This window comes from Sphingomonas sp. 7/4-4 (genome assembly GCF_027941955.1).
GTDB lineage: Bacteria > Pseudomonadota > Alphaproteobacteria > Sphingomonadales > Sphingomonadaceae > Sphingomonas.
The window spans coordinates 4097638-4111602 of the sequence record NZ_CP115960.1; the positions used below are offsets into that span (position 1 = coordinate 4097638).

Sequence of the window (13965 nt, forward strand, 5' to 3'; positions counted from 1 at the left end):
CGAGAAGGAACCGGATCGATGATCCAGATGCAGTCCAATCTCGACGTCGCAGATAACAGCGGCGCGAAGCGGGTGCAGTGCATCAAGGTGCTGGGCGGGTCGAAGCGTCGCTTCGCCGGCGTGGGCGACGTCATCGTCGTCAGCATCAAGGAAGCTGCTCCCCGCGGCAAGGTGAAGAAGGGTGACGTGCATCGCGCGGTCATCGTTCGCACCGCCAAGGATGTCCGTCGTGCCGACGGCTCGGTGATCCGCTTCGACGGCAATGCCGCGGTGCTGGTCAACAAGAACGAGGAGCCGATCGGCACTCGTATCTTCGGGCCGGTGGTTCGCGAGCTGCGTTCGCGCGGCTTCATGAAGATCATTTCGCTCGCGCCCGAGGTGCTGTGATGGCTGCTGCCAAGATCAAGAAGGGCGACCAGGTCATCGTTCTGTCCGGCAAGGACAAGGGACGGACCGGTGAGGTCGTCAAGTCGCTGCCCAAGGACGGCAAGGTCGTCGTCTCGGGCGTCAACGTCGCCGTGCGCCACGTCAAGCCGAGCCAGGGCGATCCCCAGGGCGGCCTGAAGCGTTCGGAAGCGCCGATGCACATTTCGAAGGTCGCGCACGTGACCGCCGACGGCAAGGCGACCCGTGTCCGCTTCGAAGAGCGTGACGGCAAGAAGGTCCGCGTTGCGGTCAAGACCGGGGAGGTCATCAGTGGCTGATAAGTATACCCCGCGCCTCAAGAGCCTGTACGACACGAGCATCGCCAAGGCGATGACCGAGAAGTTCGGCTACAAGAACGTCATGGAAGTTCCGCGGATCGACAAGATCGTGCTGAACATGGGCGTTGGCGAGGCCACCCAGGACAAGAAGAAGGTCGAGCAGGCTGCTTCGGAGATGGAACTCATCGCCGGCCAGAAGCCCGTCATCGCCAAGGCGAAGAAGTCGATCGCACAGTTCAAGCTGCGCGAAGGCATGCCGATCGGTTGCAAGGTCACCCTGCGCCGCGAGCGGATGTACGAGTTCCTCGACCGTTTCGTCACGATCGCGCTCCCGCGCGTTCGCGATTTCCGTGGGCTGAACCCGAAGAGCTTCGACGGCCGTGGCAATTATGCCTGCGGCATCAAGGAGCAGCTCGTGTTCCCCGAGATCAACTATGACCGCATCGACAAGGTGCGCGGCATGGACGTGATCGTCACCACCACCGCCAAGACCGACGACGAGGCTCGCGAGCTTCTCCGTCTCTTCGGCTTCCCGTTCCCCATCGAGGCGGACGGCGAAGCGAAGCAGGCAGCGTAAGGGAAAGAGAACTTAAGTCATGGCGAAACTGAGTTCCATCAACAAGAACGAGCGTCGCAAGCAGCTGGTGAAGAAGTACGCCGGCAAGTATGCGAAGCTCAAGGCGACGGCGAACGACGAGAGCTTGGATGATACCGAGCGCCTCATCGCGCGGCTGAAGATGGCCGAGATTCCCCGCAACGGGAATCCGACCCGCATCCGCAACCGGTGCGAGCTGACCGGCCGCCCGCGCGCCTATTACCGCAAGTTCCGTCTCGCACGCGTCATGCTGCGGGATCTGGCCAACAAGGGCCTGATCCCCGGTCTCACGAAGTCGAGCTGGTAAGGACTACGAGATGGCTTTGACCGATCCCCTGGGTGATATGCTCACCCGCATCCGCAACGGCCAGCGCGCGCGCAAGGACTCCGTCCTCACGCCTGCGTCGAAGCTGCGGGCACGCGTTCTCGATGTTCTCCAGCGCGAAGGCTACATCCGTGGCTATAGCGAGGAGCAGATGGGCCCTGCCGCCGGCATCCGCATCGAGCTGAAATATTTCGAGGGCCAGCCGGCGATCAAGCACGTCGCGCGCGTCTCGAAGCCCGGCCGCCGCGTCTATTCGGGTTCGCAGGAACTGCCCCGGATCCGCAACGGCCTCGGCATCACGATCGTCTCGACGCCTCGCGGCGTTCTGTCCGACGCGGAAGCGCGCGAGCAGAATGTCGGCGGCGAAGTGCTCGCGGAGGTCTTCTGATATGAGCCGCATCGGCAAGAAGCCGGTCTCCGTACCGGCAGGCGTCACCGCCTCGATCGACGGCCGCGTGCTGAACGTGAAGGGCCCCAAGGGCGCCCTTTCGCTCAACCTGCGCGAAGAGATCAGCTACACGCTCGAGGACGGCGGCATCCTGGTGAAGCCGGCCAACGAGACCAAGGCGGCGCGTGCCTTCTGGGGCATGCAGCGCACGCTGGTCCAGAACCTCGTCACCGGCGTGACCGAGGGCTTCACCAAGAAGCTCCTGATCACCGGCGTCGGCTATCGCGCGAACTCGCAGGGCAAGGTGCTCAAGCTCCAGCTCGGCTATTCGCATGACGTGAACATCGACGTGCCGGAAGGCATCGAGATCAAGACGCCGGATCAGACCACGGTCGAGATCTCGGGGATCGACAAGCAGAAGGTCGGCCAGATCGCGGCCGAGATTCGCCGCTGGCGGAAGCCCGAGCCCTATAAGGGCAAGGGCATCAAGTACGACGGCGAGTTCATCTTCCGTAAGGAAGGGAAGAAGAAGTAATGACCAAGGGTCTCTCGCTCTTCGCGAAGCGGCGTCGCCGCAATCGCTCCACGCTCAAGGCGCGTGCCGGTGGCCGTCCGCGGCTTTCGATCCACCGTTCGGGCAGGCACATCTATGCCCAGGTGATCGACGATGTCGCCGGCAAGACCGTCGCCTCGGCTTCGACGCTCGAGAAGGACGTGCGCGGCACGACCGGCGCGACCGTCGCGGCTGCGCAGGAAGTCGGCAAGCGCGTTGCCGAGGCCGCCAAGGCCGCCGGCGTGACGCAGGTCGTCTTCGATCGCGGCGGCTTCCTCTATCATGGCCGCGTCAAGGCGCTGGCGGATGCCGCTCGTGAGAGCGGACTGGAGTTCTAAACATGGCTGACGAGAACAACACGCCAGAAACTGGCGGCGCTCCCGCCGAAGCCAGCGCTCCCGCGCAGGAGAGCACCGGCTATCAGGGCGGCGGCCAAGGCGGCGGCGGTGGTGGTGGTGGTGGTCGCGGTCGCGGTGGTCCCGGCGGCGGCGGTGGTCGCGGTCGTGGTGGCCCGGGCGGCGGCGGCGGTAATCGTGGCGGTCGCGATGGCGGCCGTGGCGGTCGTGACAATCGCGGCGGTCCGCGCGGCGCTACCGATGACGGCGGCGAAGAGCTGATCGAAAAGCTCGTCCACATCAACCGCGTCTCGAAGACGGTGAAGGGCGGCAAGCGCTTCGGCTTCGCAGCTCTGGTCGTCGTCGGCGACGGCAAGGGCCGCGTCGGCTTCGGTCACGGCAAGGCACGCGAAGTGCCGGAAGCCATCTCCAAGGCCACTGCGGCTGCGAAGAAGGCAATGGTTCGCGTTCCCTTGAAGGAAGGTCGCACGCTGCACCATGACGGCAACGGTCACTTCGGTGCCGGCCGCGTCACGCTCCGTACGGCGCCTGCCGGTACCGGCATCATCGCGGGTGGCCCGATGCGCGCCATCTTCGAGAGCCTGGGCGTTGCCGACGTCGTCACCAAGTCGGTGGGCACGTCGAACCCCTACAACATGATCCGCGCCACCTTCGAAGCGCTCGGCGAGCAGACCTCGCCGAAGAGCGTTGCGCAGCGCCGCGGCAAGAAGATCGCCGACCTGCTCGGCCGTGGCGGTTCGAACACCGCCGAGGCCGATGCGGCCGCGATCGCGGAGTAAGCGACAATGGCAACCATCAAGATCAAGCAGACCGGTTCGCCGATCCGCCGCACCAGCGATCAGCGCGCAACGCTGATCGGCCTGGGCCTGAACAAGATGCACAAGGTCTCGGAGCTGCAGGACAGCCCCGAGGTCCGCGGGATGATCCGCAAGGTGCAGCACATGGTCGAGGTCGTCGAGGGCTGAGCCTTCACGCCGCGAACGAAACAGGAAGGGGCGGTAGGCGACTACCGCCCCTTTTCCGTTGGGCTCCTCGACGTCGTTTGATGCGCCGGGCAATATGCGTTGCCGCCGAAGGAGAGAATCTGTGAGCAGACCCGTGGACACCGAACTGCGCATCGCCCGGCTCGAACGCAGCCTTGCTCGCCATCGCGCCGGCCTTGCCGTGATCGGGCTCGTCGCGATCGGCGTGGTGGTCGCCGGCTTCGCGCCGGGGACGCCGAACGTGATCGAAGCGCAGGCGATCCGCATCGTCGATGCCGCCGGCAAACCGCGCATTCTGATCGGCGCGCCACCCCGGCCGAGGGGCGCGAGCGCCAGGATGGGCAGACCGCCTCGATCGTGGTGCTCGATGACAAGGGCCGGGATCGCTTGATCCTGGGCGAAGAGCCCAACCCGCGCCTGGGCGGCAAGAGCTATCCGCGCGTTGCCGGCGCCTATGGACTGGTGCTGCACGACCAGACCGGGTCGGAGCGCGGCGCGATGAGTTGGCTCGACAATGGCCGCGGCGTGATCGCGCTCGATCGCTCGGGCGGCGACGCGGTGGCGATGATCGTCAACGAGAAGAGCGGTTTTGCCGGCTTCACGGTCAATTATGCCAATCCCGTCGGCAAATATGCCGAGGGGATCCGGCTCGGCACCACGGGCGACACCGCGTGGTTGTCGCTGGAGGACCGGGCGGAGGGCGAGCGTGCCCGTCTCGCCGTCGAGGGAGCGGAGGCGCCAAAGCTGATCACCCGACCAGCCGGCGCGCCGCCGGCACCGTGAGCCGAGCGGCCCGCTGCGCCAAGGATCAGCGCGCGACGCTCGTCGGCGCTGGCCTGCACAAGATGCACAAGGTCTCGGAGCTGCAGGATGGCGCCGAGGTCCGCGGAATGATCCGCAAAATGCAGCACATGGTCGAGGTCGTCGAAGGCTGAGACTTCGTGTCACCCGAACGAAACAGGAAGGGGCGGTAGGCGATTTCGCTAGCTGTTTAGCAACTCAGCGTCCCCTGGACGCACGTCGTAGACGGAGGCGAAAACGCGGTCGCAATAGTCTTGAATGACCCTTGGGGACTCCGTCTGCGAGAGCCAGCGAAAGTTATATGTGAATGGACCGGGCGTAGTGATCCATTGCCTTGTCAGGTTGAACACGGTGTTGTGCGCGTAGAATTCCTCGAACGCCTTATGAAGGTCGCGCTCGTCCCTTCCTTTAATCAAGCGCGGGAAAACGCCATCGTCGTGCTCCTTGTCGACAAACAAGGCCCCATGGCGCTCGAAGAGGTCCACGGCTTCAGTCGATACGCGTTTCCCAGCCATCCATGGGCCAGGCCAACAGAAGAATTCCGGGCGTCGATACTTATCTCTCATAAAGGCGAGAAAGTGAGAGAAGAGCATGCGTGGAACGAGATTGCTCGAGTCGAACGCATAGGCTCGGTACTGTTCCATCAGCGGTGCAAATTCGGGCGTCGCGCTCCACCGGTCAAATTCCGCCGCTATGGCGAGAGGCGGGATTTCTCTAATCGTCGAGCACAGCTTGGTGCTGGCCTCTTCGTATTCTGCCCTAGTGTACCCGATGATAAGCGAAAAAACCTCAGGACATTCGGAGCGCGCTTGCTTGCACATTAGCATGAACCGCGTGCCCGGATCGGCATCCCACACGAACGTCTGGAAATTGACGAGCGGGAATGGGAAGCCGGATCCAGGATTGATGGCGACATCGCAAGCCAAGAGAAACAGCGCAACCGTCGGGTGGTCGATGGAGTTGGGCCAACTTAACCCCGTCATCGTTAGAAACGCCGAAAATGCCTCGCCGTAGACACCTTCGAACATTTCCAGTGCAACGGCGTCTTTCATCTCGAATCGACCGCCAGTGCCAAAATGAAGATACTGCAGCTGAGCCATACGCGCTTGGCCCTCAAACAGCTCGTAAGCGCCTAGGGGACAGAGAGTTACCGGCGAACCGTAGTAATATCCCTCCACCTTCGCTTCGCGCAGCTTCTCGAACTCGGGCTCCCATTCTTTGGGGTGTGGAATGACACTGAATGCTCGATCGGAGACCGACGAGAGTAAGCTGAGCCCGCTAGCCCAAGTGATATGAAATGAGTGAGCGTGGCTCTCAAATTGAGGATGCCGAAGCGCCTTTTCGACGGTAAGCGGGGTAACCGTGAGGCCGCGAAATACCTCCATGTCGAAGTGATTGTTGATTATTGTGTTGGCGATCCCGGCGGGAGTTCCAAACCCACCGCTCGGAAGGGTTTCCGCTAGCTGACGTATCGATTTCTTGAAGCCTACCTGATCGGTTAGGCGTCGTAGAAGGTCATAATTTGAGTGAGCCTGAGTAGGATATGTCATACTCAGGATAAGCCCGAAAGTGGAGCCGACGTGTTGCCACCAATGGATCGTTTCATGCAGGTACGTTGAAAATGCCTGGATGGCCTCAAAGTCCATCCCGCTCGTGCTGATGCCTTCCGGCACCCCGGACAGTTTGCGATGCACTTCCGGCGAAAGCCGGAGGACAAACTGAAACGAGTTGTAAAGGCCATGTCCTTTGGTAGTTGCGCGCAGTTCCGCGCTATCAGGGATAAGCGGCGTATGATCGCTTAGGAGTTGAGGTGAGTATCTGGTCATTCAGTAGTAAACTCATATCTGCCCTTCGCTTGCAAAGTAGGATTTCGTCTGCTTGGTTTGGCTGGCTCTTTGAACCGTCGATCTCCGAATTGCGCGTCGCCAACGTGCATAGGCCCGCTCGCGGACCCAGCAGGTCGCGATCGTGTCGCGTACCTGTAGCTTCACCGCCGCGTGAGTGGCGCGTGCCAGGCGCGTAGATGCCGCCTCGTGGTGGCTTCGCAGGCGCATCCGACGAAAACCCGCAAACGAGTCAACCGAGTCAACCAACCCTGTGTCAAGCGCGCGGCCGGCCGCGCAAACATAAGGGGTGACAAAGTCCGATCCCGCCGCTATGCGCGCCGCTTCCTTTCAATCAGCGCGACAAAAGCGAAAGCGAGTGCACGACCATGAAACTCAACGATCTCCGCGACAATGAAGGTTCGCGCAAGGGCCGGATGCGCGTCGGACGCGGCATCGGCTCGGGCAAGGGCAAGACCGCCGGCCGGGGCCAGAAGGGCCAGAAGAGCCGCGAAGGCGTCTCGATCAACGGCTTCGAGGGCGGCCAGATGCCGCTCCACATGCGGATCCCGAAGCGCGGCTTCAACAACATCTTCGCCAAGGACTATGCCGAAGTGAACCTCGGCGCGATCCAGAAGGCAGTCGATCTCGGGCAAGCTGACCGCGACCGACATCACCCAGGCCGAGCTCAATGCGGCGGGCCTGACCCGTGGCGGCAAGGACGGCGTCCGCCTCCTCGCCAAGGGCGAGCTCAAGGCCAAGCTGAACTTCACTGTCGCGGGTGCGTCGAAGTCGGCGATCGAGGCAGTCCAGAAGGCTGGCGGTTCGGTGACGATCCCCGAGATCGTCCCGGCAGCCGACAAGCACAAGGCCAAGCACCGTTCGGTGCAGAAGGTCATTGCCGCCAAGAAGGCCGGCAAGCAGGGCTGATTTCTCGAGGGGCGGGGAAACCTGCCCTTCGTTCGTGCTGAGCTTGTCGAAGCACGACGAGCGCAAGCCGAACGGGCTTGGGGGCAGGCGCCGCATTGCCCTCGGGACCGAAGGACTTATATGAGCGGCGGGGGCGGTCGAACGCTTTCCCGCCGCTTTTGTTTCCAGGACGAATTCGCACATGGCATCCGCAGCCGATCAACTCGCCTCCAGCATCAATCTGTCGAAGTTCAGCAAGGCGACGGAGCTCAAGAAGCGCCTGTGGTTCACGCTCGGCGCGCTGATCGTCTTCCGCCTGCTCAGCTATGTGCCGATTCCCGGTATCGATCCGACCCAGCTCGGCCTGCTGACCAACAATCTGCAGGGCGGCGTCCTCGATTTCTTCAACAGCTTCACCGGCGGCGCGCTCAATCGTGCGTCGGTCGTGGCGCTCGGCGTGATGCCCTACATCACGGCCTCGATCGTCGTGCAGCTCGCGACGTCGCTGTCGCCGGCGCTCGCCGCGATCAAGAAGGAAGGCGAGAGCGGCCGCAAGCGCCTCAACCAGTACACCCGCTACGGCACCGTCGGCCTCACCGCGGTCCAGGGCTATTTCATCGCCAGCGGGCTGCAGGTCGGCGTGCAGGGCGTCTCGCCCGTGATCGAGCCGGGCCCGCTGTTCGTGATCGGCGCGGTCATCTCGCTGGTCGGCGGCACCTTGTTCCTGATGTGGCTGGGTGAGCAGATCACCAGCCGCGGCGTCGGCAACGGCATTTCGCTGATCATCATGGCGGGCATCGTCGCGCGCCTGCCGACCACGCTCGTCCAGCTGTTCGAGAGCGGCCGCACCGGCACGATCGATCCGCTGCGTCTCATTTCGATCATGGTCGCGGTGGCCGGAATCGTGCTGCTGATCTGCTTCATGGAGCGCGCCCAGCGCCGCATCCTGATCCAGTATCCCAAGCGCCAGACCGCGCGCGGCGTGCAGGCCGAGCGCAGCCATTTGCCGCTCAAGCTCAACACCGCCGGCGTGATCCCGCCGATCTTCGCCTCGTCGCTGTTGCTGCTGCCGCTGACGATCACCCAGTTCGCCGGCACCGCGGCTACGGGCGATAGCTGGTGGGGCGATTTCGTGAGCAACCTCAACATCTATCTGCGCCACGGCTCGCCGCTCTACATGGCGCTCTATGGCGCCGGCATCATCTTCTTCTCGTTCTTCTACACCGCCGTGGTGTTCAATCCCGAGGAGACCGCGGACAATCTGAAGCGCTATGGCGGGTTCATCCCCGGCATCCGCCCGGGCAAGAATACCGAGGTCTATTTCGATTATGTGCTGACGCGCATCACCGTGATCGGCGCGGCGTATCTGACCTTCATCTGCCTCGCGCCCGAATTCGCGATGTCGGCGCTCGGGGCGACGTTCCTGATGGGCGGCACTAGCCTTCTGATCGTGGTCAACGTAACGATGGACACGGTTACGCAGATCCAGTCGCATTTGCTGGCGCACCAGTATGGCGATCTGATCAAGAAGGCGAAGCTGAAGGGCCGCATGCGCTGAACGCGCAGCTTGGGACGGGGATAACCGAGTGAACATCATCCTGTTGGGCCCTCCGGGTGCAGGCAAGGGCACCCAGGCGAGCCGCCTCGAGGCCGAGCGCGGCATGGTCCAGCTCTCGACGGGCGACATGCTGCGCGCCGCGGTCAAGGCCGGCACGCCGACCGGCCTCAAGGCCAAGGCCGTGATGGAAGCGGGCGAGCTCGTCTCGGACGAGATCGTCTCGGGCATCATCGGCGAACGGCTCGACATGGCCGATACCGAAAAGGGCGCGATCTTCGACGGCTATCCGCGCACCGCGGCGCAAGCCGAGGCGCTCGACGGCCTGCTCGCCGAGCGCGGGCGCAAGCTCGATTTCGTGATCGAGCTGCAGGTCGACGAGGACGCACTGGTCGAGCGCATCACCGGCCGCTTCACCTGCGCCCAGTGCGGCGAAGGCTATCACGACCGCTTCAAGCTGCCCAAGGTCGAAGGCACCTGTGACGTCTGCGGCAACCACGAGTTCAAGCGCCGCCCCGACGACAATGCCGAGACGGTGCGCACGCGCATGGCCGAATACCGCGCCAAGACCGCGCCGATCCTGCCCATCTATGAAGCCCGGGGGCTCGTCCGTCGGGTCGACGGCATGGCGGACATGGATCAGGTCGGCACCCAGATCGCCGCGATCCTCGACGGACAGGGCTGAGCGGCGTAGCCTCCCGGTAAACGGGAGGGTTCGCATGCGCCTGTCTTTGCTCGCACTGCCGCTGTTTCTGGCGACTCCGGCTCCGGCCGAGATTGTCCGGGCATCGGACACCAGCTTCGCCACGCAGCACAAGCTGACGATCGCGGCACCGCCCGCCAAGGTCTGGCAGACGCTGATCCAGCCGGCGCGCTGGTGGGACGGCGCCCACACCTATAGCGGCGACGCCGCCAATCTCAGCCTCGACGCCCGTCCAGGCGGCTGCTGGTGCGAGAAGACCGCGAGCGGCGGCGTCGAGCATATGCGGATCGTCTATCTCGCCGCGAACGAGACGCTGCGCATGACCGGCGGGCTCGGCCCGCTCCAGGCGATGCCGGTGACCACGGTGCTGACGGTCACGCTCAAGCCTGCCGGTACCGGCACCGAACTCATAGCCAGCTATGCCGTGGCCGGCCCCGGGCTCGGCGGCATCGCGGCGCCGGTCGACGGCGTGCTCGGCGGCCAATGGACGCGGCTCAAGGCCGCTGCGGAGCGTTGAGACCGATATGAGCAAGGCTCGAGACATCGTCCCATCGGCACCTGAAGAAGCTGCGCGGGGCCGCTGGCGGCACCCCAGCGCGCCGCCGCCCGGCTGCAGATCGGCGAGCGTTCCTCCGCGGTGGCTGAGGTCGAAGTGACGCCCATAGGCCTGCTCGCGTTCGGCGGCATGGTCGGCGCGATCCTGCTCGGCGTCTCGGTCGTGGTGCGCGCCGCCAAGCGCTGATTTTCGCGCATGACAAAATCTTCATGCCCGCGTCACCGCGGCGTGAGGTGGCTCCGGTTAGGAAGTGTGCAGGGCCGGCAGCGCGCCGGTTCCTTCTTCCCAAGGAGGATTTCGATGAAGCTTTCCCGCACCCTGCTCCCCATCGCAGCACTCGCGATGGTCGCCGCTCCGACGATCGCCAGCGCCGCGACCGTGTCGATCGGCAAGCATCACAAGACCGCGAAGGCCGCCAAGCCCGCCAAGACCGTGAAGACCAAGACGGTCAAGGCCAAGGCCGCCAAGTAAGCTTACGCCAAGCCCGGTGCTCTGCCCTGCACCGGTACTTACGGCCGGCGGAAGATCCCCTCTTTCCGCCGGCCGTTCTGCGTTCTAGGCAGGGACCGCCGCTTATGACCCGCAAGATCCTCATCGTCGAAGACGACGCCGCCGCGGCCGGCTATCTGGCCAAGGGGCTGCAGGAGGCCGGGTTCGCAGTCGAAATCTGCGGAGACGGCCGCGATGGATTGTTCCTCGCGTCCGAAGGCATTTTCGACCTGGTCGTCGCCGATCGTATGTTACCCGGGCTCGACGGCCTGTCGATGCTGAACGCCCTCCGCGCGGCCGGCATCCGAACCCCGGTGCTGATCCTCTCGGCGCTCGGCACGGTCGACGATCGCGTGAAGGGTCTCCACGCCGGTGCCGACGATTATCTCACCAAGCCCTTCGCCTTCGCCGAGTTGCTCGCCCGCGTCGAGGCCTTGCTCCGCCGCGGCGACGGGGCGGCGGCCGAGCCCCAGACCACCCGCCTGACCGTCGGCGATCTCGAGATCGACCTGCTCGCCCGCAGCGTCTCCCGCCAAGGCCGCGCCCTCCCGATCGGCGGGCGCGAATTCAACCTGCTCGAATTCCTCGCGCGCCATGCGGGCCAGGTCGTCACGCGCACGATGATGCTCGAGAAGATCTGGAACTATCATTTCGATCCGGGCTCGAACGTCGTCGATGTCCATATCGGCCGCCTGCGCCGCAAGCTCGAGGAAGACTTCGACGCGCCGATCCTCCACACCGTGCGCGGTGCGGGCTATCGCCTGTCGCTCGACAATTGATGCGAGTCTCGATCACTGCGCGGCTCGCATTGCTCGCGGTGCTGTTGTCGCTGGTCTCCAGCCTCGCCCTCGCCGGCCTCATCTGGCAGCAGACGCATGACGACGCGATCGAGGCGCTGCGCCGCGACACCGCGCAACAGACCGACGCTTTCGCCGCGGTATATCGCTCGGGCGGCGTCGCGGCGCTGACCGAAGCCATCACCGACGCCCAGGCCGATGACGATTCGCTCGTCGCGCTGGTTGTCGACCGCGGCGGTGCCCGCCGGCTCGGCGTCGGCCCCGATCGGCTCGCCTTCGCGCCCGCCGCTGAAAGCTTTCGCATCGCGACGCTGGGCACGAACGGCGATTGGGCGGGGCAGGAGGCGGGGATCGCGATCCGTCCGCTCGGGCGCGACTGGCTCGTCACCGGCCGCATGCTCGACGATTGGGAGCGTGCCCAGCGCACGATCGAGCGGGCATTGCTGCTCGCGGTTTTGCTCTCGCTCGTGCTCGGCGTCTGCGGCGGCCTCGTCCTCACGCGTTACGTCACGCGTCGGCTGAATCGAATCGCCGGTGCGGTCGATGCCGTCGCCGCCGGCGATCTCACCCGACGGGTCGGCACCGAGGGGGACGGGGGCGATGCCTTCGATCGGCTCGCGCTTCGCATCGACGGCATGCTCGACCGGATCGACCGGCTGATGGCCGAATTGCGCATCGTCACCGATTCGATCGCGCACGATCTGCGCTCGCCGATCGCCCGGCTGCGTGCGCGGGCCGAGGCGGCGGCGACGGCCGATCAGCCGCAGCAGCGCGAAGTTGCGCTCGCCGGGTTGATCGCCGAGACCGATCTGGTGATGCGGATGCTCGCGGTGCTGCTCGAGATCAGCCGTTCCGAGGCCGTCACCCGCGACACGCTCGTCGCGCTCGATCCCGTCGAACTGATCGAGGAGATCGCCGATCTCTACGCGCCTGTGGTCGAGGAGGCGGGCATGGGCTTCAGCGTCGCGCTGCCGCCGGGGCCGGTCGCGCCGGTTCCGATGCACCGTGAGCTGCTTTCGCAGGCGCTCGCCAATCTGATCGACAATGCGCTCCGCCACGGGGCGGCGGGCGGCGCCATCGCGCTGTCGCTCGAAACCGCGGCGGGAGAGCTTCGCCTGACCGTCGCCGATCGCGGCCCCGGCATCGCCGCCGAGGACCGGGCGCAGGCGTTGAGCCGATTCGGCCGACTCGATCGCGCGCGCAGCTTGCCCGGCGCCGGGCTGGGCCTCGCTCTGGTCGAATCGGTCGCGCGGCTGCACGGCGGCCGACTCGAGCTGGGTGATAATGCCCCCGGCCTCGTCGCGACGATCGTGGTGCCGATCTGAATCCCCTCCCTGCAGAGACGGGAACTTCCGAGGGTTCACCCGCCGCTTGGCGCGCGCGCAACGTTCGTGTATGCATCCGGTTCCGCGATACCAGCCCGCGGCGCTTGACAGCGCCTCTGCGGCTGCATATGTCGCGCATCTTCCGAAAAACGGTTGCACGGCGGCGCTTCTCTGCGCAGGTCGCGCCACTGCATTTTCGGAGCAACGCTACGAGATGGGGTGCGAGCTGCCATGCGGCACCCTGTGGAGCTGGGAGAAAAAATTCATGGCTCGTATTGCGGGTGTCAACATCCCGACCAACAAGCGCGTTCTGATCGCGCTTCAGTATATCCACGGCATCGGTCCGACCAAGGCCAAGGAAATCACCGAGAAGCTGGGCATCACGTCCGAGCGTCGCGTGCAGGACCTGACCGACCAGGAAGTGCTCCAGATCCGCGAGGCGATCGACGCCAGCTACACCGTCGAGGGTGATCTTCGCCGCCAGGTGGCGATGAACATCAAGCGTCTGATGGACCTCGCTTGCTATCGCGGCCTCCGCCATCGCAAGGGGCTCCCCGTCCGCGGCCAGCGCACGCACACCAATGCGCGCACCCGCAAGGGCAAGGCCAAGCCCATCGCCGGCAAGAAGAAGTAAGGGAGCGCTGACCAATGGCACGTGAACCGCAGCGCATCAAACGCCGTGAGCGCAAGAACATCACCGCCGGCGTCGCCCATGTGAACGCCAGCTTCAACAACACGATGATCACCATCACCGATGCCCAGGGCAACGCCATTTCGTGGTCGTCCGCCGGCATGATGGGCTTCAAGGGCTCGCGCAAGTCGACCCCGTACGCAGCCCAGGTCGCCGCCGAGGATGCGGGCCGCAAGGCCGCCGAGCACGGCGTTCGCACCCTCGAGGTGGAAGTGAAGGGTCCGGGTTCGGGCCGCGAGAGCGCCCTGCGCGCCCTTCAGGCGGTCGGGTTCCAGATCACGTCGATCCGCGACGTGACGTCGATCCCGCACAACGGCGTCCGTCCGTCGAAGCGTCGTCGCGTCTGATTCGCCATCCTGTCCGGTTCACGGGCCCCGAGGGCGGGGTCCGGACCGGGCAGCAGTTACCCGGC

Annotated in this window: 21 protein-coding genes and 1 pseudogene; 21 read left to right on the forward strand and 1 reads right to left on the reverse strand. The window is 64.9% G+C overall.

Annotation, left to right across the window (positions count from 1 at the left end; genetic code table 11):
- The first annotated feature begins 18 nt into the window (after positions 1-18).
- The 12 genes from rplN to rpmD (PIB19_RS21000) all read left to right on the forward strand — a co-directional run bounded on the left by rplN (position 19) and on the right by rpmD (PIB19_RS21000) (position 4839).
- On the forward strand, positions 19-387 hold the full coding sequence (rplN, locus tag PIB19_RS20945; RefSeq protein ID WP_029936452.1) for a 50S ribosomal protein L14: 369 nt from the start codon (positions 19-21) through the stop codon (positions 385-387).
- Complete coding sequence (gene rplX, locus PIB19_RS20950; protein ID WP_029936451.1) at positions 387-704, forward strand: 50S ribosomal protein L24; 318 nt, start codon at positions 387-389, stop codon at positions 702-704. Before rplN ends, rplX begins: the two co-directional genes overlap by 1 nt.
- A complete protein-coding gene (rplE, locus tag PIB19_RS20955) occupies positions 697-1281 on the forward strand; it encodes a 50S ribosomal protein L5 (RefSeq protein ID WP_082596351.1) in 585 nt (194 codons plus the stop codon). The genes rplX and rplE overlap by 8 nt, the downstream gene beginning before the upstream one ends.
- A 19-nt stretch (positions 1282-1300) precedes the next feature.
- Positions 1301-1606 carry a 30S ribosomal protein S14 gene (rpsN, locus tag PIB19_RS20960; protein WP_025560979.1) on the forward strand — a complete coding sequence of 102 codons (306 nt, stop codon included), beginning with the start codon at positions 1301-1303 and terminating at the stop codon, positions 1604-1606.
- A gap of 10 nt (positions 1607-1616) precedes the next feature.
- A complete protein-coding gene (gene rpsH / locus PIB19_RS20965) occupies positions 1617-2012 on the forward strand; it encodes a 30S ribosomal protein S8 (protein WP_025560980.1) in 396 nt (131 codons plus the stop codon).
- Between the two features lies 1 nt (position 2013).
- A complete protein-coding gene (rplF, locus tag PIB19_RS20970; protein WP_271238879.1) occupies positions 2014-2547 on the forward strand; it encodes a 50S ribosomal protein L6 in 534 nt (177 codons plus the stop codon).
- On the forward strand, positions 2547-2903 hold the full coding sequence (rplR, locus tag PIB19_RS20975; protein WP_271238880.1) for a 50S ribosomal protein L18: 357 nt from the start codon (positions 2547-2549) through the stop codon (positions 2901-2903). The genes rplF and rplR overlap by 1 nt, the downstream gene beginning before the upstream one ends.
- Positions 2904-2905: 2 nt before the next feature.
- The gene (gene rpsE, locus PIB19_RS20980) at positions 2906-3700 is read left to right on the forward strand and encodes a 30S ribosomal protein S5 (RefSeq protein ID WP_271238881.1); all 795 of its coding nucleotides are present in this window, start codon (positions 2906-2908) and stop codon (positions 3698-3700) included.
- A 6-nt stretch (positions 3701-3706) separates the two neighbouring features.
- Positions 3707-3886 carry a 50S ribosomal protein L30 gene (gene rpmD, locus PIB19_RS20985; RefSeq protein WP_056611741.1) on the forward strand — a complete coding sequence of 60 codons (180 nt, stop codon included), beginning with the start codon at positions 3707-3709 and terminating at the stop codon, positions 3884-3886.
- Positions 3887-4007: 121 nt separating this feature from the next.
- Entirely contained in the window at positions 4008-4295 is a 288-nt protein-coding gene (locus tag PIB19_RS20990; RefSeq protein WP_271238882.1) for a hypothetical protein, read from the forward strand.
- Positions 4292-4687 carry a hypothetical protein gene (locus tag PIB19_RS20995; protein ID WP_271238883.1) on the forward strand — a complete coding sequence of 132 codons (396 nt, stop codon included), beginning with the start codon at positions 4292-4294 and terminating at the stop codon, positions 4685-4687. The genes PIB19_RS20990 and PIB19_RS20995 overlap by 4 nt, the downstream gene beginning before the upstream one ends.
- Positions 4684-4839: a 50S ribosomal protein L30 gene (gene rpmD, locus PIB19_RS21000; RefSeq protein WP_271238884.1), complete on the forward strand. Its 156-nt coding sequence runs from the start codon at positions 4684-4686 to the stop codon at positions 4837-4839. Before PIB19_RS20995 ends, rpmD (PIB19_RS21000) begins: the two co-directional genes overlap by 4 nt.
- 48 nt (positions 4840-4887) lie before the next feature.
- On the opposite strand, the gene PIB19_RS21005 is transcribed toward rpmD (PIB19_RS21000), so the two are convergent.
- Positions 4888-6531 carry a hypothetical protein gene (locus PIB19_RS21005; protein ID WP_271238885.1) on the reverse strand — a complete coding sequence of 548 codons (1644 nt, stop codon included), beginning with the start codon at positions 6529-6531 and terminating at the stop codon, positions 4888-4890.
- 386 nt (positions 6532-6917) lie between these two features.
- On the opposite strand from PIB19_RS21005, the pseudogene rplO reads away from it, so the two are divergent.
- From rplO to rpsK, 9 genes and pseudogenes are all read left to right on the forward strand, one after another.
- A pseudogene (gene rplO / locus PIB19_RS21010) lies at positions 6918-7458 on the forward strand (50S ribosomal protein L15).
- A 181-nt stretch (positions 7459-7639) separates the two neighbouring features.
- Entirely contained in the window at positions 7640-8995 is a 1356-nt protein-coding gene (gene secY, locus PIB19_RS21015; protein ID WP_271238886.1) for a preprotein translocase subunit SecY, read from the forward strand.
- Between the two features lie 28 nt (positions 8996-9023).
- Positions 9024-9677, forward strand: coding sequence for an adenylate kinase (locus tag PIB19_RS21020; protein ID WP_271238887.1), 654 nt, complete (start codon positions 9024-9026; stop codon positions 9675-9677).
- Between the two features lie 34 nt (positions 9678-9711).
- Entirely contained in the window at positions 9712-10212 is a 501-nt protein-coding gene (locus PIB19_RS21025) for an SRPBCC family protein (protein ID WP_271238888.1), read from the forward strand.
- Between the two features lie 339 nt (positions 10213-10551).
- Positions 10552-10722, forward strand: coding sequence for a hypothetical protein (locus PIB19_RS21030; RefSeq protein ID WP_271238889.1), 171 nt, complete (start codon positions 10552-10554; stop codon positions 10720-10722).
- 104 nt (positions 10723-10826) lie between these two features.
- Positions 10827-11519, forward strand: coding sequence for a winged helix-turn-helix domain-containing protein (locus PIB19_RS21035; RefSeq protein ID WP_271238890.1), 693 nt, complete (start codon positions 10827-10829; stop codon positions 11517-11519).
- On the forward strand, positions 11519-12862 hold the full coding sequence (locus PIB19_RS21040; protein WP_271238891.1) for a sensor histidine kinase: 1344 nt from the start codon (positions 11519-11521) through the stop codon (positions 12860-12862). Before PIB19_RS21035 ends, PIB19_RS21040 begins: the two co-directional genes overlap by 1 nt.
- A gap of 265 nt (positions 12863-13127) precedes the next feature.
- Positions 13128-13496: a 30S ribosomal protein S13 gene (gene rpsM / locus PIB19_RS21045; RefSeq protein ID WP_271238892.1), complete on the forward strand. Its 369-nt coding sequence runs from the start codon at positions 13128-13130 to the stop codon at positions 13494-13496.
- 14 nt (positions 13497-13510) lie between these two features.
- Positions 13511-13900 (forward strand): 30S ribosomal protein S11, encoded by a 390-nt coding sequence (rpsK, locus tag PIB19_RS21050; protein ID WP_271238893.1) that lies wholly within the window; start codon positions 13511-13513, stop codon positions 13898-13900.
- The last annotated feature ends 65 nt before the right edge of the window (positions 13901-13965 follow it).

What these genes read in the sequence shown, in the direction of transcription:
- rpmD (WP_056611741.1), top strand. Translation starts at nt 3,707, where the DNA reads ATGGCAACCATCAAGATCAAGCAGACCGGTTCGCCGATCCGCCGCACC.
- rpsH (WP_025560980.1), top strand. Translation starts at nt 1,617, where the DNA reads ATGGCTTTGACCGATCCCCTGGGTGATATGCTCACCCGCATCCGCAAC.
- rplN (WP_029936452.1), top strand. Translation starts at nt 19, where the DNA reads ATGATCCAGATGCAGTCCAATCTCGACGTCGCAGATAACAGCGGCGCG.
- PIB19_RS21035 (WP_271238890.1), top strand. Translation starts at nt 10,827, where the DNA reads ATGACCCGCAAGATCCTCATCGTCGAAGACGACGCCGCCGCGGCCGGC.
- PIB19_RS21040 (WP_271238891.1), top strand. Translation starts at nt 11,519, where the DNA reads ATGCGAGTCTCGATCACTGCGCGGCTCGCATTGCTCGCGGTGCTGTTG.
- rplF (WP_271238879.1), top strand. Translation starts at nt 2,014, where the DNA reads ATGAGCCGCATCGGCAAGAAGCCGGTCTCCGTACCGGCAGGCGTCACC.
- secY (WP_271238886.1), top strand. Translation starts at nt 7,640, where the DNA reads ATGGCATCCGCAGCCGATCAACTCGCCTCCAGCATCAATCTGTCGAAG.
- rpsN (WP_025560979.1), top strand. Translation starts at nt 1,301, where the DNA reads ATGGCGAAACTGAGTTCCATCAACAAGAACGAGCGTCGCAAGCAGCTG.
- rplX (WP_029936451.1), top strand. Translation starts at nt 387, where the DNA reads ATGGCTGCTGCCAAGATCAAGAAGGGCGACCAGGTCATCGTTCTGTCC.
- PIB19_RS21005 (WP_271238885.1), bottom strand. Translation starts at nt 6,531, where the DNA reads ATGACCAGATACTCACCTCAACTCCTAAGCGATCATACGCCGCTTATC.
- rpsE (WP_271238881.1), top strand. Translation starts at nt 2,906, where the DNA reads ATGGCTGACGAGAACAACACGCCAGAAACTGGCGGCGCTCCCGCCGAA.
- PIB19_RS21030 (WP_271238889.1), top strand. Translation starts at nt 10,552, where the DNA reads ATGAAGCTTTCCCGCACCCTGCTCCCCATCGCAGCACTCGCGATGGTC.
- rpsM (WP_271238892.1), top strand. Translation starts at nt 13,128, where the DNA reads ATGGCTCGTATTGCGGGTGTCAACATCCCGACCAACAAGCGCGTTCTG.
- rplR (WP_271238880.1), top strand. Translation starts at nt 2,547, where the DNA reads ATGACCAAGGGTCTCTCGCTCTTCGCGAAGCGGCGTCGCCGCAATCGC.
- PIB19_RS21025 (WP_271238888.1), top strand. Translation starts at nt 9,712, where the DNA reads ATGCGCCTGTCTTTGCTCGCACTGCCGCTGTTTCTGGCGACTCCGGCT.
- rpsK (WP_271238893.1), top strand. Translation starts at nt 13,511, where the DNA reads ATGGCACGTGAACCGCAGCGCATCAAACGCCGTGAGCGCAAGAACATC.